Source organism: Rhodococcus sp. NPDC059179 (assembly GCF_042754885.1).
GTDB lineage: Bacteria > Actinomycetota > Actinomycetes > Mycobacteriales > Mycobacteriaceae > Rhodococcus_G.
The window spans coordinates 434293-455829 of record NZ_JBHZBV010000002.1 but is presented as its reverse complement, the minus strand read 5'-3'; the positions used below and the strand labels follow the sequence as shown (position 1 = coordinate 455829).

At 68.8% G+C, this 21537-nt stretch carries 18 protein-coding genes; 13 read left to right on the top strand and 5 right to left on the bottom strand.

Features of this window, described 5'->3' with window-relative positions:
* The first annotated feature begins 124 nt into the window (after positions 1-124).
* Together ACFXMV_RS07065 and ACFXMV_RS07060 are read left to right on the top strand one after the other, a co-directional pair.
* A complete protein-coding gene (locus ACFXMV_RS07065) occupies positions 125-1315 on the top strand; it encodes a glycosyltransferase 87 family protein (RefSeq protein WP_378502799.1) in 1191 nt (396 codons plus the stop codon).
* Between the two features lie 292 nt (positions 1316-1607).
* Positions 1608-1877, top strand: a complete 270-nt coding sequence (locus ACFXMV_RS07060; protein WP_378502049.1) for a DUF1876 domain-containing protein — start codon at positions 1608-1610, stop codon at positions 1875-1877.
* 10 nt (positions 1878-1887) lie between these two features.
* Here ACFXMV_RS07060 and ACFXMV_RS07055 read toward each other — a convergent pair whose 3' ends face one another.
* Complete coding sequence (locus tag ACFXMV_RS07055) at positions 1888-2505, bottom strand: TetR/AcrR family transcriptional regulator (RefSeq protein ID WP_378502798.1); 618 nt, start codon at positions 2503-2505, stop codon at positions 1888-1890.
* A gap of 75 nt (positions 2506-2580) precedes the next feature.
* Here ACFXMV_RS07055 and ACFXMV_RS07050 point away from each other — a divergent pair, with 75 nt between their 5' ends.
* Complete coding sequence (locus ACFXMV_RS07050) at positions 2581-3213, top strand: NAD(P)-dependent oxidoreductase (RefSeq protein ID WP_378501094.1); 633 nt, start codon at positions 2581-2583, stop codon at positions 3211-3213.
* Between the two features lie 65 nt (positions 3214-3278).
* Here the strand turns inward: ACFXMV_RS07050 and ACFXMV_RS07045 are convergent, their stop codons facing one another.
* On the bottom strand, positions 3279-4919 hold the full coding sequence (locus tag ACFXMV_RS07045) for an FAD-dependent monooxygenase (RefSeq protein WP_378501095.1): 1641 nt from the start codon (positions 4917-4919) through the stop codon (positions 3279-3281).
* A 12-nt stretch (positions 4920-4931) separates the two neighbouring features.
* Positions 4932-5567 (bottom strand): DUF5995 family protein, encoded by a 636-nt coding sequence (locus ACFXMV_RS07040; protein ID WP_378501096.1) that lies wholly within the window; start codon positions 5565-5567, stop codon positions 4932-4934.
* Positions 5568-5666: 99 nt separating this feature from the next.
* Here ACFXMV_RS07040 and ACFXMV_RS07035 point away from each other — a divergent pair, with 99 nt between their 5' ends.
* From ACFXMV_RS07035 to ACFXMV_RS07020, 4 genes are all read left to right on the top strand, one after another.
* Positions 5667-6083: a PAS domain S-box protein gene (locus tag ACFXMV_RS07035; RefSeq protein WP_378501097.1), complete on the top strand. Its 417-nt coding sequence runs from the start codon at positions 5667-5669 to the stop codon at positions 6081-6083.
* A gap of 49 nt (positions 6084-6132) precedes the next feature.
* On the top strand, positions 6133-7176 hold the full coding sequence (locus ACFXMV_RS07030) for an Rv2578c family radical SAM protein (RefSeq protein ID WP_378501098.1): 1044 nt from the start codon (positions 6133-6135) through the stop codon (positions 7174-7176).
* Positions 7177-7233: 57 nt separating this feature from the next.
* Positions 7234-8175: a hypothetical protein gene (locus ACFXMV_RS07025; RefSeq protein ID WP_378502797.1), complete on the top strand. Its 942-nt coding sequence runs from the start codon at positions 7234-7236 to the stop codon at positions 8173-8175.
* Between the two features lie 106 nt (positions 8176-8281).
* The gene (locus ACFXMV_RS07020) at positions 8282-9394 is read left to right on the top strand and encodes an AI-2E family transporter (protein ID WP_378502428.1); all 1113 of its coding nucleotides are present in this window, start codon (positions 8282-8284) and stop codon (positions 9392-9394) included.
* A 22-nt stretch (positions 9395-9416) separates the two neighbouring features.
* Here the strand turns inward: ACFXMV_RS07020 and ACFXMV_RS07015 are convergent, their stop codons facing one another.
* Positions 9417-10358 carry a neutral zinc metallopeptidase gene (locus tag ACFXMV_RS07015; RefSeq protein WP_378502796.1) on the bottom strand — a complete coding sequence of 314 codons (942 nt, stop codon included), beginning with the start codon at positions 10356-10358 and terminating at the stop codon, positions 9417-9419.
* Between the two features lie 153 nt (positions 10359-10511).
* On the opposite strand from ACFXMV_RS07015, the gene aspS reads away from it, so the two are divergent.
* A complete protein-coding gene (gene aspS / locus ACFXMV_RS07010; RefSeq protein ID WP_378499430.1) occupies positions 10512-12317 on the top strand; it encodes an aspartate--tRNA ligase in 1806 nt (601 codons plus the stop codon).
* Between the two features lie 214 nt (positions 12318-12531).
* Positions 12532-13719 carry a phosphotransferase family protein gene (locus ACFXMV_RS07005; RefSeq protein ID WP_378499429.1) on the top strand — a complete coding sequence of 396 codons (1188 nt, stop codon included), beginning with the start codon at positions 12532-12534 and terminating at the stop codon, positions 13717-13719.
* 1 nt (position 13720) lies between these two features.
* Here the strand turns inward: ACFXMV_RS07005 and ACFXMV_RS07000 are convergent, their stop codons facing one another.
* Positions 13721-15460 carry an alkaline phosphatase D family protein gene (locus ACFXMV_RS07000; protein WP_378502795.1) on the bottom strand — a complete coding sequence of 580 codons (1740 nt, stop codon included), beginning with the start codon at positions 15458-15460 and terminating at the stop codon, positions 13721-13723.
* A gap of 138 nt (positions 15461-15598) precedes the next feature.
* Here ACFXMV_RS07000 and ACFXMV_RS06995 point away from each other — a divergent pair, with 138 nt between their 5' ends.
* From ACFXMV_RS06995 to ruvX, 4 genes are all read left to right on the top strand, one after another.
* The gene (locus tag ACFXMV_RS06995; protein WP_378502794.1) at positions 15599-16999 is read left to right on the top strand and encodes a replication-associated recombination protein A; all 1401 of its coding nucleotides are present in this window, start codon (positions 15599-15601) and stop codon (positions 16997-16999) included.
* 91 nt (positions 17000-17090) lie between these two features.
* Positions 17091-18233 carry a cytochrome P450 gene (locus ACFXMV_RS06990; RefSeq protein ID WP_378499425.1) on the top strand — a complete coding sequence of 381 codons (1143 nt, stop codon included), beginning with the start codon at positions 17091-17093 and terminating at the stop codon, positions 18231-18233.
* 118 nt (positions 18234-18351) lie between these two features.
* Positions 18352-21021, top strand: a complete 2670-nt coding sequence (gene alaS, locus ACFXMV_RS06985) for an alanine--tRNA ligase (protein WP_378499424.1) — start codon at positions 18352-18354, stop codon at positions 21019-21021.
* Positions 21018-21527, top strand: a complete 510-nt coding sequence (ruvX, locus tag ACFXMV_RS06980) for a Holliday junction resolvase RuvX (RefSeq protein ID WP_378502793.1) — start codon at positions 21018-21020, stop codon at positions 21525-21527. Before alaS ends, ruvX begins: the two co-directional genes overlap by 4 nt.
* Positions 21528-21537 lie beyond the last annotated feature (10 nt).

The following is a 21537-nucleotide window of genomic DNA, read 5'->3' as shown; positions in this document are numbered from 1 at the left end:
ATGTGCTTAGCATTTGCAAGGATCAGTTCTTGGGGGGGACCAGATCAACTCGCGGGAGTTTCCACGCAGCACGTCGGCAATCGTCATACTCGCGGTGTCGGCGGTCGCGGCAGTCGTCCTGGTGATGACGACTGTCGATCCACGGCTGAACGGTGCAGGCATCCTTTCCGGTGGTGCGGATCTGCATGTATATCGGGACGGCGCATTCCGGATCCTGCGCGGACTGCCCCTGTACACCGAGCCCGTTCTGTTCGGCCTTCAGTACACCTATACGCCGTTCTCCACTATCGCCTTCATTCCCATCGAGCAGATTCCTTGGGGGTACGTCAACAACATCTGGATGGGGATCAACCTCGCTGTGCTCCTGGCCTGCATCCTGCTGTCCTGGCAGATGCTCGGATATCGGATCAGCGCTCGGCTCGTGGGTGTCAGCGCGCTGCTGACGCTGACGTCCACCTTTCTCGAACCGGTGCGGACCACGCTGTTCTACGGCCAGATCAACCTCGTGCTGATGCTCCTGATCCTGTGGGACTTCTCCCGTTCGGATCGAAGCCGGCTGCGCGGGATCGGTGTCGGGTTGGCCGCCGGCATCAAACTCACCCCCGTCTACTTCGTCGCACTCTTCGTCGCGCTGCGTCAATGGCGCTCGGCGGCAGTCGCATCGGCCGTCATCGTCGCGTCCATCGTGCTCGCGTGGATGGTCCTGCCGACTGACTCGCGACAGTACTGGACCTCGACGTTCTTCCAGTCCACGCGGATCGCCGACGACACGCACCCCTCGAATCAGTCGATTCGGGGTGTCATCGCGCACCTGTCCGGTCAGGCGACTCCGACGTGGTTGTGGATTCTGGTCGCGGGCGGCGTCGCGGCCGTGAGCCTGCTGGTCGTGGTCCGCCTGTACGGCAACGGGGATCGGCTCCTCGCCGTGGTGCTCTCCGGGCTGACGGCGTCCGCGGTGTCGCCGTATTCATGGAGTCACCATTGGGTGTGGTTCGTGCCGCTGCTCGTCTACCTCGTGCATCTGGCGCTGTCGCGGCGGTGGTGGTGGATCGTTGCCGCGGCGTTGGTCGTGTCAGCGGGGGCCTGGCCGTATTTCTGGGATGACCGCAACGTCGTCATCGGGGTCTTTCTCTTTCCGCCGTCATGGCCGGTCACCAAGATTCTGGTCAACATGTACGTCATCGGGTTTGTGTGCGTGCTGGTCGGCGCGATCGCGAAGGTGCGGCGAACACGCGACGAGCGCGCGGTCGAAGATCGGGATCGTCGGCCGCGGCGTCGGGGCACCCGCCCGGCGGAACGGAGCCGAGTTTCGTGACGCCGCAACCCACTCCGCGGCGCTGACCCCGGAGAGGACCAGCCGGTAGCCGGTCGAGCCGGTTCGCGGGCACGGTGCCTGCGGGCGGTCATCACAGCAGATCCCGGCGGCCACCACCCTCTGCCGCTTCGAGTGCAATGGTCTCGGGGGCGCCGGTCCGCGGAGCAGGTCGCCCACCTGGCGCATGGCCGGATCGCGCACGACCTGCGAGGTGGCGGGTGCACTGCGGTGAGGGCCCTCGACGGGCCGCCGTGCGCCTGCGATCGTTGAGGTGTGACTCGAGGAGGCGACCATGACGAACGAAAAGAACTGGTCGGTGAACATCGTCATCGACGAGCACGACGGGAAGACGAGGGCCAAGGCGCGGTTGCGCGCAGGCGACAAGGCTGAACTGGCAGGGGTCGGGCTGGCCCGACTGAATCCGGAGGACACCGATGTCCCCAGGATCGGCGACGAGCTGGCGACCGCACGCGCGCTGGCGGACCTGGCGCATCAGCTGATCGAGGTGACCGCGGCCGACATCGAGGAGGTGACCAAGCAGCCCACCGATCTCTACAGCTAGGTGTACCCGGCTAGGGCGTCTCGGTTGCGGGACCGTGTCCGTCGCGGATCGACGACCCGAGTCCGCGGCTGAGTGTTCGCGCCAGGCTCCGGGCGAGTTCGTCCGGGGCCGCCGTGGCGTCCGGGCCGGCCTCGTAGAACCGCAGGAATGCCTGATGGAAGCAGGTGCCGTCGAGCATCGCGGCGACGGTGTCGGTGTCGGTGTCGGTGTCGACCCGCCCGAGCTCCTGCTCGGCACGCAGATAACGGGCGATCCCGGCGATGGCATGACCGGGTCCGGCGCCGTGGCGGCGCATCGAGTCACGATGTGCCGCCATCCGTTTCGGCTGTGCGAGCAGTCCGCCGAGTAGTGGCAACGACTGTTGGTAGAAGGTCAGTGCTATGCGGGCGAAAGCGGCAAGATTGTCTTCCACGGTGTCCGTGCCCGGCTCGGGACGGGCGGAATCCTGTCCAGGCATGCGATGCCGGAGGACGTTAAGGATCAGGTCTTCCTTGTCGCTGAAGTGTTTGTAGAGCGCGGCTTCGGAGTAGCCGGCCGCCTTGGCGATCTCCTTGGTCGTCGCCTGGGCCACGCCGCGGTTGCGCATGATCTCGGCGGCGGCGTCGAGGATCTGGTCGCGCGTTCCCATTCGGCCTCCCTTGACAGGTTGGTAAGTGTTCACTCATCCTAGGTGAGTAAGCGCTCACTAACCGAAGGGCTCGACATGCGACTCACGATTTTCGGGGCCACAGGCCGCACGGGTGGACGTCTCGTGCAGCAGGCGCTCGCGGCCGGACATCAGGTGACCGCGGTGGTCCGCGGTCCGCACTCGATCCCGGGTGGTCCCGGGCTGCGGGTCGTCACGGCCGACGTCATGAACCCCAACGACATCGCCGACGCCATCCGGGGCGCCGACGCCGTGGTCGACACGATCGGGTCGCGTGACGCGGGGCCCACGTCGGTGGCCACCGAAGCCGCGCTCTCGATCACCAAGGCGATGGAATCGGTGGGTGTCCGGCGGCTGATCCTGATCAGCAACAGTGCGCGAATCGCCGGGCCGGGCGACGACTGGTTCACCCGATTCGTGGTGAAGCCACTCATCCTGCGACGACTGCTACGGAACAGCCTGGCCGACATGGCTGCGGCCGAGCAGTCGACGCGTGACACCGCGCTCGACTGGACCATCGTCCGTGCGCCTCAGCTCACCGACGCGCCGGGGAAGGGTTCGTATCGACTGGCCGTCGAGCGCAACGTGACATTCGGCATCCGGATCAGCCGGGACGACCTGGCCACCTGCCTGCTCGACCTGGTGGCCGATCCGCAGTCGATCCGCACGCACGTCAACGTCGCGAGTTGACCGGGCCCGACCGTCTGTGACGAAACCCGCGTGTTCAGCGGGCTGCGTGGGCGAACGGCGGGAGGTCAGCGCAGGGTGCGGGCGAGGTTCTCGGCGAGACCGGCGAAGGTGATCGCGTCCGAGCGGTACCCGACGTAACCGTCCGGCCGGATGAGATATCCGGTCCGGTCGGCGGCGGCGTAGCCGGCGGCGAAGCTGCCGTCGGCGTCGCGCAACGTGACCCCCGAGACGCCGGGCAGGTCGGCGTCCGCGGCGACGATCACGTGGCTGCGCACCGACGGTCCGAACCGCTCGGCCACCTCGGCCGCGAGCGCGTCCTGCGTGGTGGCGTCCTTCGCGTCGGATGCCCACAGCAGCAGCGTGTGACCGGGATGACGCAGCAGCTCGTGCAGGCGGATCGGGAACGCGACGCTGTCCTGGCGCAGGCCCGCCGCGTCGGGGGCACGGTCGCCCGGGCGGGGGACACTGTCGGCCGCACCGGAACCGTCGGAGACCAGTGCGCTCGAGGGGTATCCGACGAGAAGCTGCGCCTCCCTTGCGATCACGGTGGCGGGGTCGCTGACCCCCGCGCCGATGCCCTCGCGCGCGCTCTTGACGGTGCGCCCCACCACCTCCTCGCCGATGGGGTGCCGCTCGTCGTGATAGCTGTCGAGCAGCCCGGGCGCGGCCTTCCCCTGTACCGCCAGCGCCAGCTTCCAGCCGAGGTTGTACGCGTCCTGGATGCCGGTGTTCATGCCCTGGGCGCCGGTGGGCGGGTGGATGTGCGCGGCGTCGCCCGCCAGGAAGACCCGGCCGTTGCGGTACCGGCCCGCCAGCCGGTGGCTGATGCGGAAGACGGAGGACCATCGCATGGCGGTGGCGGTAGTCGGCTGGGGTGAGAGCCGGTCGAGTACCGCCTGGACGTGACGCAACTCGGGCCGTCGCCCGCCCTCGAGTCCGTGCGCGACCTCACCGGAACCAGGTGGAGGACCGGCGAGTTCGTCGGGAACGAGCATCGAGATCCGGTAGCGGCCCTGGCCGGGCAGCGGGATGCAGACCATCAGGTCGTCGGTGACGCCGTCGGTCTGGTGCATGGACCGGACGCCGTAGCCGGCGGGCATGTTCCAGTCCACCTCGACGTCCGCGAGCATGTACTCCTCCGCGAATGCGCCGCCGTCGAAGGAGATACCCAAACCCTTGCGGACCAGGCTGTGCGCGCCGTCGCAGCCGACCAGGTATCGGGCGCGGACCGTGAACTCCCCGGATCCGTCCCGCACGGTGGCGCGCACACCGGACGAATCCTGTTCGAACCCGGTGAGTTCGGCGCCCCTGGTGACCCGGCCGCCGTGACCCTCGAGCGCCTCGCCGAGTACCCGTTCGGTCTCGCACTGCGGCAGCGCGGTGAATCCGTACGGGATCACCTCGGGCAGGGTGAGGTCCAGCTGTGCGACGTTGTCGCCGTTGACGTAGACGAGCTGTCCGCGCAGGGTTGTCGCCGCGTCCAGCGCCGGCCGGACCACTCCCATCGCGTCCCAGACCTCGAGGGTGCGCGGCTGGATGCCGACGGCTTTCGCGAAGGGTGCACGCTCGGTCAGGCGGTCGATGACGATGACCTCGACCCCTCGCCGCCGCAGCTCGATCGCGAGCGTCAGCCCGACCGGACCCGCCCCCACGACCAGGACGTCGGTCGTTGCGGTTGGTGCCTTCGGTGCGATTCCCGAGGTCATGCCGGGATTGTTTCAGAGCCCGCCGAGCCGCGTGAGCAATTCGATCGCACCGTCCGCGGTGGCCCAGAGCGCCTCCATCTCGGCGGTCGCGGCAGGCGCGGTCAGTGGGTTCTGCAGGGCGAAGCCGTTGGCGAGGGTGAGCGTGCTGTAGCCGCTGTCGGCGGCGCGCAACAGCAGTTCGGAGGCGACACCCTCACCCGCGAGCCGGTCGAGTCCCTCGCCGACGAAGTAGAACCGCCACAGGGGTCCGAGGTCGGCGCGGTACACGGCCTTCGTCCTCGTGACGATCGCGTCACCGTCGGTGGCGATGGAGTCGACGATCTTGTAGTAGTCCGGCACGTTCCGTTCCGTGGTGCCGGTCGCGGCGACTGCCCGTGCGAGGTCGACCGTCAGGTGGGCGTTGTATCCGATCATGGCGACGCGGGCGGGGGACAGGGTGCAGTCACGGGTCAGGTCGAAGTAGCGTTGCCAGACGGGTTCGGCTGGCGCGCGGGTGAATTCGGCGTGCACGTTGTCCAGGTAGCGACGCAGGAGGTCTGCGCTGATCGCGTGCGCCCACTCGGGGGTGGCGAAGGCGGACTCGGCGCGCTGAAGCGGCATGACGGCCTCTTGTGCGAGGGCCGAGAGGGCGTGCAGGCGCAGAATCATCGCCTGAGTCCAGCGAGAGGACTCCGTTCCCGAGTAGATGATCTTGGGGGGCGATATGGTCAGAGGCAACCGCGGGGGAGATCAGGGCGGAGGCGGCTGATGATGGATTCAGCAGCTCACTACGTGAGTCCGGAAGAGTATCGACATCTGCTGGCGCGCACACAAATTGCGATGATGATGCACGATCAGAACTCCCGAATGCTCGAAGTGAATCAAGCCTTCGCCGACCTGCTGGGGTATAGCCTTGCCGAGGTGGAGCGACTGGACGCTCGCGATGTGGTTCATCCCGATGATCATGCCGACCGAGCCCGTGAGACCGACGCGCTCACTTCGGGCGCCGTCGATTGCGTGACAGTTCCGGGTCGGAAGCTGCGCCGCAAGGATGGAACGGCCGTGTGGGTTCGCGTCCACAAATCGGTGGTGCGACGGGACGGCACCGTGAAGATCATGGCCTTCTACGAGAACAGTTGGGTTTTCGAACTGTGGCGGGAACCGGGCGCCACCGACCCGGAATAGATCCCCGTTCAGGCTTGACTAAATCTAGAACACGTGTTCGACTCTGTGTATGCGATGGCAGGGGCAGACTCTCGACGCCGTGCAGTCCGAGATCGACGACGGCGCCCTTCCCGGACTCGCCCGTGCCGGGCTGGTCCGCACGGTACAGACCCCCGAGTTCGAGGGCATCACCTTCCACGAGGTGCTGTGCAAGTCCGCGCTGAACAGGATGCCAGACGGGTCCACCCTGCCATTCCGCTTCACCGTCAACGCCTTTCGCGGCTGTTCGCACGCGTGCCGGTACTGCTTCGCGCGGCCGAGTCATGAGTATCTCGACCTGGACGCCGGCCGCGACTTCGACAGTCAGGTGGTGGTGAAGATGAACGTGGCGGCGGTGCTGCGCAGGGAGGTGGGCCGCCGTTCGTGGAAGCGCGAGCACGTCGCGCTCGGCACCAATACGGACCCCTACCAGCGGGCGGAGGGCCGCTATCGGCTGATGCCGGGGATTATCGGCGCCCTCGCGGAGTCGGGCACGCCGTTCTCGATCCTCACCAAGGGCACGCTGCTGCGCCGGGACCTGCCGCTGCTCACGATGGCGGCTCAGCAGGTTCCGGTGGGCATCGGCGTCTCGCTCGCGATCGGCGACCCGGACCTGCAGAAGGCCATCGAACCGGGCACGCCCTCGCCGAAGGCGCGCCTCGACCTGATTCGGGCGATCACCGATGCGGGATTCGACTGCAACGTGATGGTGGCCCCGGTGATTCCGTACCTCACCGACTCGACACGGCACCTCGACGCCCTGCTCGGGGCGATCGCCGAGGCAGGCGCGACCGGTGTGACGGTGTTCCCGATGCACCTGAAGGGCAGCACCAGGGGCTGGTTCCTGAACTGGCTGGCGGAGGAACACCCCGCGCTGATCCGGCGGTACCGCCAGTTGTACGGCCGCGGGGCCTACGTGACCCCGGAGTACCAGGCGTGGCTACGAGACCGGGTGCGCCCACTCGTCGAGAAGTACGGGCTCGGCGGGAGGTCCGACCACCGACGCCGCGACCAACCCGAGCCGGCTCGCGAGCTGGTCGGGTCGGGCGCGGCGCCTGCGTTGACCCTGTTCTGAGGAAACGCCGAAACCTATAGTTGGTGCACAGAAGTACTCCGTGCCGAGGGTCGGAAGATGTCGATTCCGTCCGGGTCCGTGCACCCGGGATTCGTCCGCGCAGCACTCGCAGGCGCGCTCACCATTCTGGTCCTCGTGGGTGTCGTATCCGGTGAGCCTGCGATGAGTTCCGTCGCGGCGCCCGCCGTCCCCGCGTCCCGTTCCGGCATCGGCGCTTCGTGTGTGTCGCTTGCGGACCGGATGGCAATCGCCGTCGCCGACGCCGCCGCGGAGGGGGACGTTGTCGGAATCGCCTTCATCGACAGGGAGTCCGGGGTCTATCTGGGGGCGGGGGACAGCGACGTCACATTTCCTGCGGCGTCGGTGGCGAAGCTGTTCATCGCCGACGACTATCTGTATCGCAACGCCGCAGCCGCGGGGCCTGGAGGCGCCGTGCTCGGCGGGGTGGTGACGATGCTGGCGAGCTCCGACGACGGACCGGCCGAACTGCTGTGGATGTCGGGTGGAGGGCCGGAGGTGATCGCGCGGGTCGCGGGCAGGTACGCGTTGTCCGCGACATCGGCGGTCGGTGCGTGGTGGGACACCGCCGTCACCGCGGCCGACGTCGCCCGTTACTACGACGGCCTCCTCAGCGGGGACGGCGGTCTTCCCGAGTCCGCGCGGCGGCTGATGATCGCCGGCCTCCAGGCATCCGGGCCCGTCGCCGCCGACGGCTTCGAACAGGATTTCGGGGTATGGGCGATGCTCGAGCGGTTGGGCGGACCCGGGATCAAGCAGGGCTGGATGGCGACGAGGGACAGGACGATCCGGCATTCGACGGGGTTCGCCGGGCATGACCACAGATACGTCCTCGTGGAGCTCACGGACCTGGACGTCGGGTCGCCGTCCGTCGCCGACGACATCGCCAATGCCGACGCGGGTGACCGGGCAACCGCGATCTTCGAGGCCGCATTTCCCGCGGACATCACCGAGAGCGCGGCCTGCGCCAGCACGTCGTGACGGTTGCTTTAGCCCTCGCGCGACCGTGCTCGGCAAGTACATTTCGGCTGTAGGCGTCCGCGACCATCCGACCACGGAGTGTGCGATGACCGACGACAGCGAATCGATGGGGCAGCCGGGTTCCGGGTCCACCGCAGATGCAGGACACCGTGCCAACATTCGATGGCTCCGGATCGCGATCTTGTACGTGCTCCTCGCGGTCGCCGCCTACCAGATGTCCGGCTGGCTGTTCCACAACCTGCGCGGATTCCTCGGCATGCTCTTCCTGGCCTGGCTCTTCAGCATCACCATCGAGCCGGTTGTCGACTGGTTCGAGCGTCGCGGATGGCGGCGCGGCGCGGGCACCGGACTGGTGCTGTTCTCCATGATGGTGTTCGCGGTCGCGTTCGTCGCGGTGTTCGGTGCGCTGCTGGCCGAGCAACTCGCCCAGCTGCTGACCGCGCTGCCTGGCGCGATCTCGCGGGTGACCGAGTGGGCCAACCGGACGTTCGACACCAATTTCTCGACGGGGGAGGACCTGCTCAAGCTCACCCCGGACACCATCCGAGACCTCGCGCAGCGCTTTACGCCGGGAGTGCTCGGGGTGGTGTCGTCACTACTGGGGGTCGTGTTCCAGGCGATGACGCTGTTGCTGTTCGTGTTCTACATGTCGGCGCAGGGGCCGGCGATGCGCCGAACCATCTCGAGCTGGTTCCCTGCGCGGCAGCAGCAGATCATCGGGGCGGTGTGGGAGATCTCCGTCGAGAAGGCGGGCGGCTACGTGGTGTCCCGGCTGATCCTGGCGGCGGTCAGTACCGTCGCGACCGGGATCTTCCTCTTGGTGATCGGAGTGCCGTACTGGCTGCCGCTGGCGATCTGGACCGGTGTGGTCTCGCAGTTCATCCCGACGCTCGGCACCTACCTGGCGATCGCGCTGCCCGCGATCATCGCCGCGGCGTCGCAGCCGATGGACGGGGTGTGGGTGGTGGCGTTCGGGACGGCCTACCAGCAGGTGGAGAACTACCTGCTGCATCCGCGCATCACGTCCAAGACCGTGTCCATCCACCCTGCCGTCGCCTTCGGATCGGTGATCGTCGGGGCGTCGCTGTTCGGGGCGATCGGTGCGCTGGTGTCCGTCCCGGTCGTCGCAGTCATCCAGGCCCTCGTCGAAACCTACGGTCGCCGTTACGAACTCGTGCACGACCGACAGATAGAACCCGACGCGCCAGCCGCCGAATAGGCGGCGGACGCGTCGGGACTCACTACTGAGCCAGGGCGGCCGGGTTGTTCAGGTCGCGGGCCGCGTAGGTGTTGCAGTCGCTGACCTGGCCGGTCTTGTATCCGGTGGCGAACCACTTCTGCCGCTGCAACGAGGAACCGTGCGTCCAGCCCTCAGGATTGATCCGGCCGCTCGAGGCCTGCTGGATCCGGTCGTCGCCCACCGACGAGGCGGCCGACAGGGCGTCCCGGATGTCGTTCTCGCTCAGCTTCTTCAGGAACGGTGCACCGCCGCCGGGGGCTGGCTTGGTGTCCGCGTAGTGCGCCCAGATGCCCGCGTAGCAGTCGGCCTGCAGCTCGGTGCGCACCGCGCCCGACTCGGCACCCTTCGGGTCCGCCTGCGCCCGGCCGATGTCGCCGAGCTGATTCTGGATGTGGTGGCCGACCTCGTGCGCGACCACATACTCCTGCGCCAGCGGTCCAGCGCTCGAACCGAACTGGTCCACCAGCAGCTGGAAGAAGCTGGTGTCGAAGTAGCCGGTCGAATCGGCCGGGCAGTAGAACGGGCCGACATCGCTGGTGGCGTTGCCGCAGCCGGTGTTCACCGCGCCCGAGAAGAGCATGATGCCGGGCGGGGCGTAGCGGACACCGGTCTGCTTCTGCAGTTCCTCGCCCCACACCGAATCCAGGCTCGCGGCGGTGAACGCGACCCGGCAGTTCACGTCGCGGTTCGCGTCCGCGCCGGTCTCGCAGTTCTCCAGCTCCGAGACCGAACCGGTCCCCAGCTGGGCGGTGTCGGACGCGCCGGTGAGCCCGCCGAGCAGTGAGCCGGGGTTGCCGCCGAGCAGCAGCGCCAACACGAGCACGATCAGACCGCCTGCGCCGCCGCCGAGGGCGAATTTGCCGCCCCGTCCGCCGCCGCCGCGGTGTCCGCCGCCGACTGTGACGCGGCCCGAGTCCATCCGCGCACCCTCATTGAAGGTCATCGTCATCGCTTTCGTTCGAAGTCGGGGGTACTGCGGATACAGCTTTACACGCGACCGCGCGCAAAGTTTCGACTGCGCCGTTATGTCTTCCGAGTGTCTCTCCGTAGGATCGCAGCAACTGAGAAGTCGCTGGAAATCTGTGAAAGGAAACCCGTGCTGCGCACCCACCTCGCCGGCTCGCTGCGAGCCGAGCACGCCGATCAAACCGTCACCCTCACCGGATGGGTTGCCAGGCGTCGCGATCACGGCGGGGTGATTTTCATCGATCTGCGCGACGCCTCCGGCGTCTCCCAGGTGGTCTTCCGTGAGGGCGACGTCGCCGAGCAGGCCCATCGCCTGCGCGCCGAGTACTGCGTCAAGATCACCGGTCGCGTCGAGGTCCGGCCCACGGGCAACCAGAACTTCGAGATCCAGACCGGTGCGATCGAGGTCAACGCGATCGCGCTCGAGGTGCTCAACGAGAGTGCGCCGCTCCCGTTCCAGCTCGACGACCAGGTCGGCGAGGAGGCGCGGCTCAAGCACCGCTACCTCGACCTGCGCCGCGAGGGCCCGGGTCAGGCGATCCGGCTCCGGTCCAAGGTGAACGCGGCGGCTCGCGAGGTGCTGGCGCACCACGAGTTCATCGAGGTCGAGACCCCGACCCTGACCCGCTCCACCCCCGAGGGTGCCCGCGACTTCCTGGTGCCCGCGCGGCTGCAGCCGGGTAGCTTCTACGCGCTGCCGCAGAGCCCCCAGCTGTTCAAGCAGTTGCTGATGGTCGGCGGCATCGAGCGCTACTACCAGATCGCGCGCTGCTACCGGGACGAGGATTTCCGCGCCGACCGGCAGCCGGAGTTCACCCAGCTCGACATCGAGATGAGCTTCGTCGACCAGGACGACGTCATCCACCTCGCCGAAGAGATCCTCACCAACGTGTGGAAGCTGATCGGCCACCAGATCAGCACCCCGATCAAGCGGATGACCTACGCGGAGGCGATGCGCCGCTTCGGTTCCGACAAGCCGGACCTGCGCTTCGGGCTCGAGCTGGTCGAGTGCATGTCCTTCTTCAAGGACACGACCTTCCGGGTGTTCCAGGCCGAGTATGTCGGCGCCGTGGTGATGCCCGGCGGTGCGAGCCAGCCGCGTAAGCAGCTCGACGCCTGGCAGGAGTGGGCGAAGCAACGCGGCGCCAAGGGCCTGGCGTACGTCCTCGTCGGCGAGGACGGCACGCTCGGTGGCCCGGTGGCCAAGAACCTGACCGACGCCGAACGCGACGGCCTCGCCGCGCACGTCGGCGCGAAGCCGGGCGACTGCATCTTCTTCGCGGCAGGCTCGACCAAGCAGATGCGCGCGCTGCTGGGTGCCGCACGCGGCGAGATCGCCCGCAAGCAGGAACTCATCGACCCGAACGCGTGGGCCTTCGTGTGGGTCGTCGACGCGCCGATGTTCGAGCCGACCGCCGACGCCACCGCCAGCGGCGACGTCGCGCTCGGTTACAGCGCGTGGACCGCCGTGCACCATGCCTTCACCTCGCCCAAGCCCGAGTCGATCGACACCTTCGACACCAACCCGGGCGAGGCGCTGGCCTACGCGTACGACATCGTCTGCAACGGCAACGAGATCGGTGGCGGCAGTATCCGTATCCACCGCAAGGACATTCAGGAGCGCGTCTTCAAGGTGATGGGGATCGACCACGAGGAGGCGGAGGACAAGTTCGGGTTCCTCATCGACGCCTTCTCGTACGGCGCGCCCCCGCACGGCGGCATCGCGTTCGGGTGGGACCGCATCACCGCACTGCTCGCGGGCGTGGATTCGATCCGTGAGGTCATCGCGTTCCCGAAGTCCGGCGGCGGCGTCGACCCGCTCACCGATGCGCCTGCCGCGATCACCGCGCAGCAGCGCAAGGAGTCGGGCATCGACGCGAAGCCGGAGCCCAAGGGCAAGCCGCAGGAGCCACAGGCGAGCGCGCCGGACGCCTGATCGGCAGGCCCGACGCGGACGCGATGCCGAGGGCGGAGCCCGGGGGACGACCCAGATGGTCGTCCCCCGGTGCGCCGCCGAGGCGAAGATTCGGTAAAAATTTCGTACGGTCCGGTCTGTTTCTGCAGGTCGTTATCGCGGGTACTTCGCCTGCCGTCCGGGTCGATGCCCGAGCGCACCCGTGCCGGTGTGCGGACGGGTACGTTGGACGGCGATGACCGCACTATTGGCCGACCCCGTTTCAGAGGTAGTCTCCGCAGCCGAGCAGCTGCTGGAACGACGCACCGGAGCTCCGGTCACCCTCGTTGACCCCATCGATCTGGGCGGCAGCGGCCGCACGGTCGTGCTGCGCGTCCGTTGCGCGGAGAACCCCTTCTCGTTGCCCCGCACGTTGGTGATCAAGCAGGTCCGCGAGCTGTCGGCGGGAGCCGAGGCGAGGCGCCTGGCCGCCTACGCCGCGCAGCTCGGCGATGAGCCGCACGTGGTGGACACCGCCTTCCTCCGCGAAGCCGTCTCGTACCAGTTCGCGACCGCTCTGGCCACCGACAGCCGGCCGGGGCCGGAGCTGATCGCCTACGACCTCGACGCGCGACTGCTGGTCCTCACCGACCTCGGCGACGCCACCCCGATCGCCGAACTGCTGCAGCAGTCCGACGAGGCCGCGGTCACCAACTCGCTGATGGCGTTGGCACAGGCCATCGGCCGCATGCACGCCGCGACCGTGGGTCGCGAGGAAGACTTCACCGCACTGCTGCGCCGTGCCGACGTCCCGCACGTCGGCAACAGCGTTGCCGAGCAGGTGGTGGCCGCCGTCCCCAAGCTGCCCGCGATGCTGCGCCGCGACCTCGGCGTCGAGGTAGGCCAGGACGTCATCGACATCGTCGACCGGGCGGCCCGGCTCTTCGACGGTGGCCGGTATCGCGCGTTCAGCCCGTCCGACCTGTGCCCGGACAACATCATCGTCAACGACGCCGGGGTGCGGTTCCTCGACTACGAGTGGGGCGGATTCCGCGACGCGACCCTCGATATCGCCTACGCCCTGGTGTCGTTTCCGGGGTGCCTGTGCGGCGTCGAGCTGTCGCCGGAACGCTCCAAGGCGATGGTCGAGGCCTGGCGCGCCGAGGTGGTGGGCATGTGGCCGCAGCTCGCGGACGACGAGGTCCTCTGCGCCCGAATGCTCGAAGCCCAGTTGATCTGGGTCTGGCTCTCGACGTACTGGTTCCTGCCGGACGATCACGAGCGGATCGCCGCCGCCCGCGAGCATCACCTGTCGGTGCCGCGATCGAAGGCATTGATCTCGCGGTGGAACGCGCTCGCGTACTGCGCCGACCACGCGGCGGCGCCGAATGTCGCCGCGCATGCCCGCGAGGTCGCGGGCCGGCTCGCGACGTACTGGGCGTGACTCAGCTGATCCCGGTTGTGCCCGCTCCTGGCCGGTAGGACGTGGGGTCGAGCGGCGCACCGACCGGAAGCGCGCGCTGGGCGCCGTCCGCGACGCGATAGCTGGTGGCGTGGCGCGCGCCTGCTCGGGGGTCGGTGGGGTCGGTGACGTAGTACCAGTCCATCTGCGCGCCGGACCGGGCCACCTCGAACACCCCGTACCCGTGCGAATCGAGCTCGACGTACCGGACGTGCCGGTTGACCGCCTTGAACGCCTCCTCGGCGGCGACCGTGGCGGTGCGCGGCGGAACCTGCAGCATGTCGTCGATGTTCGGCGAGGTCACCGACGGCACCACGAACTCCGTGCCGACGGTTGCGCCCGCGGGGTAGCTCGCCGCGTCCACCGGCAGGTCGCAGGCCCAGGAGGTGTGGATGTCGCCGGTGAGGAAGACGGTGTTGGTGACGCCGCGCGAGGCGATCGCGTCGAACAGCCTGCGTCGGTCGGCGGTGTAGCCGTCCCACTGGTCGGTGTTGAACGGGATCCCCGAATCGGGCACTCCGATCACCTCGGTGACGGCCGCCGTCGTCCTGGTGTCCAGTGGTGGGAACACACACGGGGCGATCATCACCGGGTTGCCGACCAGCTTCCAGCGCGTGGGCGAGGACACCACTCCGTTTGTCAGCCAGTCCATCTGGGCCCGTCCGGCGATGCTGCGCTCCGGTGCGTCGACGTGGCGCCAGCCGGCCCCCGCGGAGGGTTGCTCGTCGCGGTAGGTCCGCAGGTCGAGCATCGAGAGTTCGGCGAGGGTGCCGAACCGGAATCGCCGGTAGAGTTGGATGTCGCTGCCGGATCCCGTGACCCGGACCGGCATCCACTCGAAGTAGGCGCGGACGGAACTGGCCTTGCGGGTGGCCCAGTCGCCTTCGGTCGCCGGGTTGTGGTTCTCGGCGCCTGCGTTGTACGAGTTGTCGGCGGACTCGTGGTCGTCCCAGGTCGCGATGAACGGTAGCCGTGCGTGCAGGGCCATCAGGTCCTGGTCGGTCTTGTACTGCGCGTGCCTGATCCGGTAGTCGGCGAGGGAGACGATCTCGTGCGCGGGCTCGTGCAGTCGGACGGAGCCGCCGCGGGCGCCGTACTCGCCGCGCCCGTATTCGTAGATGTAGTCGCCGAGGTGGATGATCGCGTCGAGATCGTCGCGGCCGGCGAGGTGGCGGTAGGAGCCGAAGTACCCGGCCTCCCAGTTCGAGCAGGACACCACGCCGAACCGCAGCCGCTCCAGGTCCGCGTCGGCGGCGGGGGCGGTGCGGGTGCGACCGATGGGCGAGGACTTGCCTGCGACGGCGCCGCCGCGGGCGGTGAAGCGGTAGTGATAGGCGGTCGCGGGGCTCAAGCCGGTGACGTCGACCTTGACGGTGTGGTCGGCGCCGACGTCGGCGATCGCGGTGCCGCTGCGCACGACGGAGGCGAACCCGGGATCGGTTGCGACCTCCCAGTCGAGAGGGACCGCCTCTCCGGCACCGGAGCCGGGTGATGCGTCGGCGGTCGGGGTCACGCGGGTCCAGATGATGACGCGGTCGGGGAGCGGGTCGCCGGACGCGACGCCGTGCGCGAAACCGGGGGCGGTCGCGGTGGGTGCGGCGGCGGCGCCTCCGACGGCCGCGACGCTCAGGCCCACGCCTGCGAACGCGGCGGAACTCCTCAGCAGGGTCCTCCTGCTCAGGCTCGGCAGAGTGGTGCGGTCGGGAAGCCAGTTATCGGACACCCGAGGATCACAACCGAACCTGGACGCGTGTTCAATCTGCAACGGCCCTGATCGCCCGATGTTCACCCGAAGTTCGTGGCCGCGTCGTCTGCCGCGGTCGGGGGCGGCCGCGTCGGTGCCCTTTAGTAGCGTCGACCCGTGAGCGATTGGTTGGGACCATCCGACGGTGGCGCGGACACGGGGCTGTTCGCGGCGCCAGGGGAACCCGCCGAACTGGCGGGATCGGTGACCGCGGGCCTGCCGCCGGTGCGACCCGACGCGCCGCTGGCGGTCCGGATGCGTCCGGTCACCCTCGACGAGGTGCTCGGGCAGGGGCATCTGCTCGGCCCCGGCGCGCCGCTGCGCAGGCTCGTCGAGGGCTCGGGCGCGGCGTCGGTGATGCTCTACGGTCCGCCCGGCACCGGCAAGACCACCCTGGCGTCGCTGATCTCGCGCGCGACCGGCCGCAGGTTCGAGGCGCTGTCCGCGCTGTCGGCGGGGGTGAAGGACGTGCGCGCGGTCATCGACCTGGCCCGCAGGCGGCTGACCGCGGGGGAGCAGACCGTGCTCTTCATCGACGAGGTGCACCGGTTCTCCAAGACGCAGCAGGACGCGTTGCTCGCCGCGGTGGAGAACCGGATCGTGCTGCTGGTCGCCGCCACCACCGAGAACCCCTCGTTCTCGGTGGTGTCGCCGCTGCTGTCCCGGTCGCTGGTGTTGCAGTTGCAGTCGCTCACCGAGGCCGACGTCCGCGCGCTGATCGAGCGGGCCGTCGCCGATCCACGCGGGCTGGGCGGATCCGTGAGCCTGACGGACGAGGCGCTCGACCATCTGGTCCGGCTGGCAGCGGGCGATGCCAGGCGCGCACTCACCGCTCTGGAGGCGGCGGCGGGATCGGCGCTCGATTCACCCGGCGAGGACGGGTCAGCCGTCGTGGACCTCGAGACGGTCGAGGCCAGCGTCGACAAGGCCGCGGTGCGCTACGACCGCGACGGCGACCAGCATTACGACGTGATCAGCGCGTTCATCAAGTCGATCCGCGGCTCGGACGTGGATGCCGCACTGCACTACCTGGCCCGGATGATCACCGCGGGCGAGGATCCGCGGTTCATCGCCCGCCGCCTCGTGGTGCACGCGAGCGAGGACATCGGCATGGCCGACCCGACCGCGCTGCAGACCGCGGCCGCGGCCGCGCAGGCCGTTCAGCTGATCGGCATGCCCGAGGCCCGGCTCGCGTTGGCGCAGGCCACGATCCACCTGGCGACCGCGCCGAAGTCCGGAGCGGTGATCGCCGCGCTCGGCGCCGCGATGGCCGACGTCGCGGCGGGAAAGTCGGGCCTGGTGCCGCCGCACCTGCGGGATGGGCACTATGCGGGTGCCGAGAAGCTGGGCAATGCGGTCGGGTACCGCTACCCGCACAACGCCGCGGACGGCGTGCTGGCGCAGCAGTACCCGCCGGACGAACTGATCGGCGTCGACTACTACCAGCCGACCGGGCACGGCGCCGAGCGCGAGATCTCGGCGCGGGTGGGCAAGTTGCGCCGGATCGTGCGGGGCTGACCCGCGGCGTCGCCGCCGGTGCGTGATTTTTACCCCCATCGGGGTGAGAATCACTCACAGTGCGCGACCCGCGCAGGGCAGGGGAACAGTGATGACCCGAACTCGTGAACCGGATTGGCAGCCGCGATCCGACCACGTGCAGGCCGACCAGATCGCGTCCTATGACGCGATGCGCGAGCGTTGCCCGGTCGCCTACGACGGGCACGACAGCTGGACGGTGTTCCGGCACGCCGACACCGTCGCGATCGTCGACGACACCGGGACCTACTCGAACAGGGTGTCCCGGCACTTGCAGATCCCCAACGGCTTCGACGGTGATCCGCACCGCGGCTACCGCCGGATCATCGACCGCTACTTCACCCGAGAACGGCTGGCCGAGTTCGAGCCCACCCTGCGGGAGGTATGTGCTCGGCTGGTCGCCGGACTGCCGCGGGGCGTCGACGTCGAGGCGATGTCGACGCTGGCCGAACCGTTCGCAAACGACGCCACCTGCGCGTTCATGGGCTGGCCAGATTCGTTGCGAGGTCCGCTGCGGGCGTGGACGGACAAGAACCGTCGGGCCACGTTCGAGGAGGACCGTGAGGCAATGGCCGCGATCGCGGTCGAGTTCGACGGGCACATCCGCCGGCAGCTCGACGCCAGGCGGGGAGTGCCTGCGACCGACCCGACCGGGCACCTGCTGGCCGAGGCCGTCGACGGTCGCGCACTGTCCGACGACGAACTCGTCTCGATCATCCGTAACTGGACGGTGGGGGAGCTGTCCACCATCGCCGCGAGCGCGGGGGTGGTGGCCGGTTTCCTGGCCGGGAACCAGGACGTGCAGACCCGGCTGCGGACCGACCCCACGCTACTGGACGCCGCGACCGACGAGATCCAGCGGATCAACTCGCCGTTCGTCGCCAGCAGACGCCGGGTCACCACGCCGACCCGCGTCGCCGGTACTGATCTGGCCGAGGGTGACCGGGTCTACGTCGTCTGGGCGTCGGCGAATCGCGACCCCCGGGTGTTCGACGACCCCGACGAGTTTCGGCTCGACCGGGACCAGGGGGCGAACCTCGTTTACGGCCGCGGGGTCCACTACTGTCCGGGGGCGCCGCTCGCCCGGCTGGAGCTGAGGGTGCTGTTCGAGGAGTTGTTCGCCGCGACCACCACGGTGCGGCCTGGCGGCGGCGAGACCGTCACCGCGCACTATCCGACCGGGGGATTCGAGCGGCTGTCGCTGCGGTTCAGCTGACCACGCCACTGCCCGGGCAATCCGATCCGATGCGGACGTTAAGCTTGTCCAGGGTCGATTTCGCCGTGCGCGGCGAAACCGACGGGCAGATTCTGGACACACGCGAAGGGCAACTCAGGTGCAGACCCACGAGATCCGCAGGCGATTCCTCGACCACTTCGTCAAGGCGGGTCACACCGAGGTGGCCAGCGCCTCACTGATCTTCGACGACCCGAACCTGCTGTTCGTCAACGCCGGCATGGTGCAGTTCAAGCCGTACTTCCTCGGCCAGCAGGCCCCGTCGTACACGCGGGCGACCAGCGTGCAGAAGTGTGTGCGTACCGGCGACATCGAGGAGGTGGGTGTCACCACCCGCCACAACACGTTCTTCCAGATGGCGGGCAACTTCTCGTTCGGCGACTACTTCAAGGAAGGCGCGATCGCGCTCGCCTGGGAACTGATCACCAAGCCGCAGGACCAGGGCGGGTACGGAATCGATCCCGAACGCATCTGGGTGACCGCCTACGAGAAGGATCCGGAGGCCGCAGAGATCTGGCGTCGCGTCGCCGGAATTCCCGAGGAGCGGATCCAGTTCCGGGACGGTAAGGACAATTACTGGGACATGGGCGTGCCCGGCCCCGGCGGACCTTGCTCGGAGATCTACTACGACCGCGGCCCCGAATTCGGCAAGGAGGGTGGCCCTGTCGTCGACGAGGACCGCTATCTCGAGATCTGGAATCTGGTCTTCATGCAGGACGTTCGCGGTGAGCTCAGCCCGAAGCTCGGTCACGCGCCGGTCGGCGAGCTCCCGAAGAAGAACATCGACACCGGTATGGGCGTCGAGCGCGTCGCGCTGCTGCTCCAGGGCGTCGACAACGTGTACGAAACCGACCTGGTGCGACCGGTCATCGCCAAGGCCGAGGAACTGACCGGGCGCCCGTACGCGGCGGGCAACCACGAGGACGACGTCCGTTTCCGCGTCATCGCCGACCACGCGCGCACCGCCGCCATGCTGATCGGCGACGGCGTCAACCCCGGCAACGACGGCCGCGGCTATGTGTTGCGCCGACTGCTGCGTCGCATCGTCCGCTCCGCGAAGCTGCTGGGCGCGGACAAGCCCAGCATGCGCGAGTTCATCACCGTCGTGCGCGACACCATGGCGCCGTCGTACCCGGTGCTCGGCACCGACTTCGACCGGATCCTGAATGTCGCCGTCGGTGAAGAGGCGGCGTTCCTGCGCACCCTCGAGTCTGGCACCAAGCGGTTCGAGACCGCCGCCGACGAGCTCGTGTCGTCCGGCAAGAAGGTCATCGCCGGCGGCGAGGCGTTCGCCCTGCACGACACCTACGGCTTCCCGATTGACCTGACCCTGGAGATGGCGTCCGAGGCCGGCCTGTCCGTCGACGAGGACGGCTTCCGCGCCCTGATGGCCGAGCAGCGACAGCGGGCCAAGGACGACGCGCAGTCCCGCAAGCACGCGCACGCCGACCTGACCGTCTACAAGGAGTTCGTCGACCGCGGCGAGACCGAGTTCACCGGCTTCGCCGAGCTGACCTCGGAGGCCACCGTGCTGGCGCTGATCTCCGACGGCGTGCGGATTCCCACCGCGACCGCAGGCCAGGACGTGGAAGTGATCCTCGACCGCAGCCCGCTGTACGCGGAGGCGGGCGGTCAAATCGCGGACATCGGTGTCATCACCGGCCCCGGGCTGCGGGTGCGGGTGCGCGACGTGCAGAAGATCGCGAAGAAGCTGTGGGTGCACAAGGTCACCGTCGAGGAGGGGCAGATCACCGAGGGTGACGCCATCCTCGCGCAGGTCGACGCGAACTGGCGGGCAGGCGCGACCCAGGGTCACTCCGGTACCCACATGGTTCACGCCGCGCTGCGACAGGTGCTGGGCCCCAATGCCGTTCAGGCCGGGTCGTTGAACAAGCCCGGCTACCTGCGGTTCGACTTCTCCTGGCAGGGCCAGCTCTCGGAGGCGCAGAAGCAGGACATCGAGGCGGTCGCCAACGAGGCCGTCACGGCCAACCATCCGGTCAACACCTTCGTCACCGACCTGGCGAAGGCCAAGTCGATGGGTGCGATGGCGCTGTTCGGGGAGAACTACGGGGACGAGGTCCGCGTCGTCGAGATCGGCGGACCCTTCTCGATGGAGCTGTGCGGTGGCACCCACGTCGCGCATTCGTCTCAGATCGGGCCGGTCACGCTGCTCGGCGAGTCGTCCGTCGGTTCCGGCATCCGACGCGTGGAGGCCTTCGTCGGCCTCGACTCGTACCGGTACCTGGCCAAGGAGCGCGCGCTGCTGGCAGGCGTCGCGACGGCACTGAAGGTTCCCTCCGACGAGGTGCCGGGACGCGTCGAGCAGTTGGTGGAGCGACTCAAGGTGGCCGAGCGTCAGCTCGAGCAGACCAAGGCCGCGGCGGTGCTCGCGTCGGCGGGGACGTTCGTCGACCGCGCCGAGCGGATCGGCGGGCTACTGCTGGTGGCCGAGCAGGCGCCCGACGGCGTCGCGGGCAACGACCTGCGCACCCTGGCCACCGACATCCGCGGCCGCTTCGGCAGCGAGCCGGCGATCGTCGTGCTGATCGGTTCGGCCGACGGCAAGGTGCCGTTCGTGGTGAGCGCCAACAAGGCGGCGCAGGACCTCGGCGCGAAGGCGGGCGACCTGGTCGCGGCGTTCGGTCCGAGCATCGGCGGCCGCGGCGGCGGCAAGCCGGAGATGGCGCAGGGCTCGGGCACCGACGCGACCGGCATCGCGGCCGCGCTCTCGGCGGTGCGTGCACGCGTCGCCGAGCTCGCCGGGTGAGCGACGAACAGCAGCCCGGCGACCAGGGGCGGGGGCGCCGCATCGGGGTGGACGTCGGCAGCGTCCGCATCGGCGTCGCCGCCAGTGATCCGGACGGGATCCTGGCCACCCCGGTGGAGACCGTGCCGAGGGCCAAGACCCGTGCCGACAGGTCCGACATCGAGCGACTCGCCGCGATTGTCGCGGAATATGAGGCGGTCGAGGTTATCGTCGGATTGCCGCAAACCCTCAGGGGGGAGAGCGGCACCGCGGCCGGACTCGCATCGAAGTTCGCCGCGCAGCTCCGGGATCGGCTGGCGCCCATCCCGGTTCGTATGACCGATGAACGCTTCACGACGGTCACCGCGTCCAGGGCCCTGCGGGAGAGCGGGGTCAAGGCCAAGGGACAGCGGTCGGTGATCGACCAGGCCGCGGCCGTCGCGATCTTGCAGGGATGGTTGGACCAGCGCAGCAGGGCACTGCAATCGGAGCAGTCCCTGCCCTCACAGATGGAGGACGGCCAGTGACCGATACCCG

Excerpts from the sequence above, each read along its gene's own strand:
- ACFXMV_RS07065 (WP_378502799.1), top strand. The coding sequence starts at position 125 with ATGACGACTGTCGATCCACGGCTGAACGGTGCAGGCATCCTTTCCGGT.
- ACFXMV_RS07060 (WP_378502049.1), top strand. The coding sequence starts at position 1,608 with ATGACGAACGAAAAGAACTGGTCGGTGAACATCGTCATCGACGAGCAC.
- ACFXMV_RS07055 (WP_378502798.1), bottom strand. The coding sequence starts at position 2,505 with ATGGGAACGCGCGACCAGATCCTCGACGCCGCCGCCGAGATCATGCGC.
- ACFXMV_RS07050 (WP_378501094.1), top strand. The coding sequence starts at position 2,581 with ATGCGACTCACGATTTTCGGGGCCACAGGCCGCACGGGTGGACGTCTC.
- ACFXMV_RS07045 (WP_378501095.1), bottom strand. The coding sequence starts at position 4,919 with ATGACCTCGGGAATCGCACCGAAGGCACCAACCGCAACGACCGACGTC.
- ACFXMV_RS07040 (WP_378501096.1), bottom strand. The coding sequence starts at position 5,567 with ATGATTCTGCGCCTGCACGCCCTCTCGGCCCTCGCACAAGAGGCCGTC.
- ACFXMV_RS07035 (WP_378501097.1), top strand. The coding sequence starts at position 5,667 with ATGATGGATTCAGCAGCTCACTACGTGAGTCCGGAAGAGTATCGACAT.
- ACFXMV_RS07030 (WP_378501098.1), top strand. The coding sequence starts at position 6,133 with ATGCGATGGCAGGGGCAGACTCTCGACGCCGTGCAGTCCGAGATCGAC.
- ACFXMV_RS07025 (WP_378502797.1), top strand. The coding sequence starts at position 7,234 with ATGTCGATTCCGTCCGGGTCCGTGCACCCGGGATTCGTCCGCGCAGCA.
- ACFXMV_RS07020 (WP_378502428.1), top strand. The coding sequence starts at position 8,282 with ATGGGGCAGCCGGGTTCCGGGTCCACCGCAGATGCAGGACACCGTGCC.
- ACFXMV_RS07015 (WP_378502796.1), bottom strand. The coding sequence starts at position 10,358 with ATGACCTTCAATGAGGGTGCGCGGATGGACTCGGGCCGCGTCACAGTC.
- ACFXMV_RS07005 (WP_378499429.1), top strand. The coding sequence starts at position 12,532 with ATGACCGCACTATTGGCCGACCCCGTTTCAGAGGTAGTCTCCGCAGCC.
- ACFXMV_RS06990 (WP_378499425.1), top strand. The coding sequence starts at position 17,091 with ATGACCCGAACTCGTGAACCGGATTGGCAGCCGCGATCCGACCACGTG.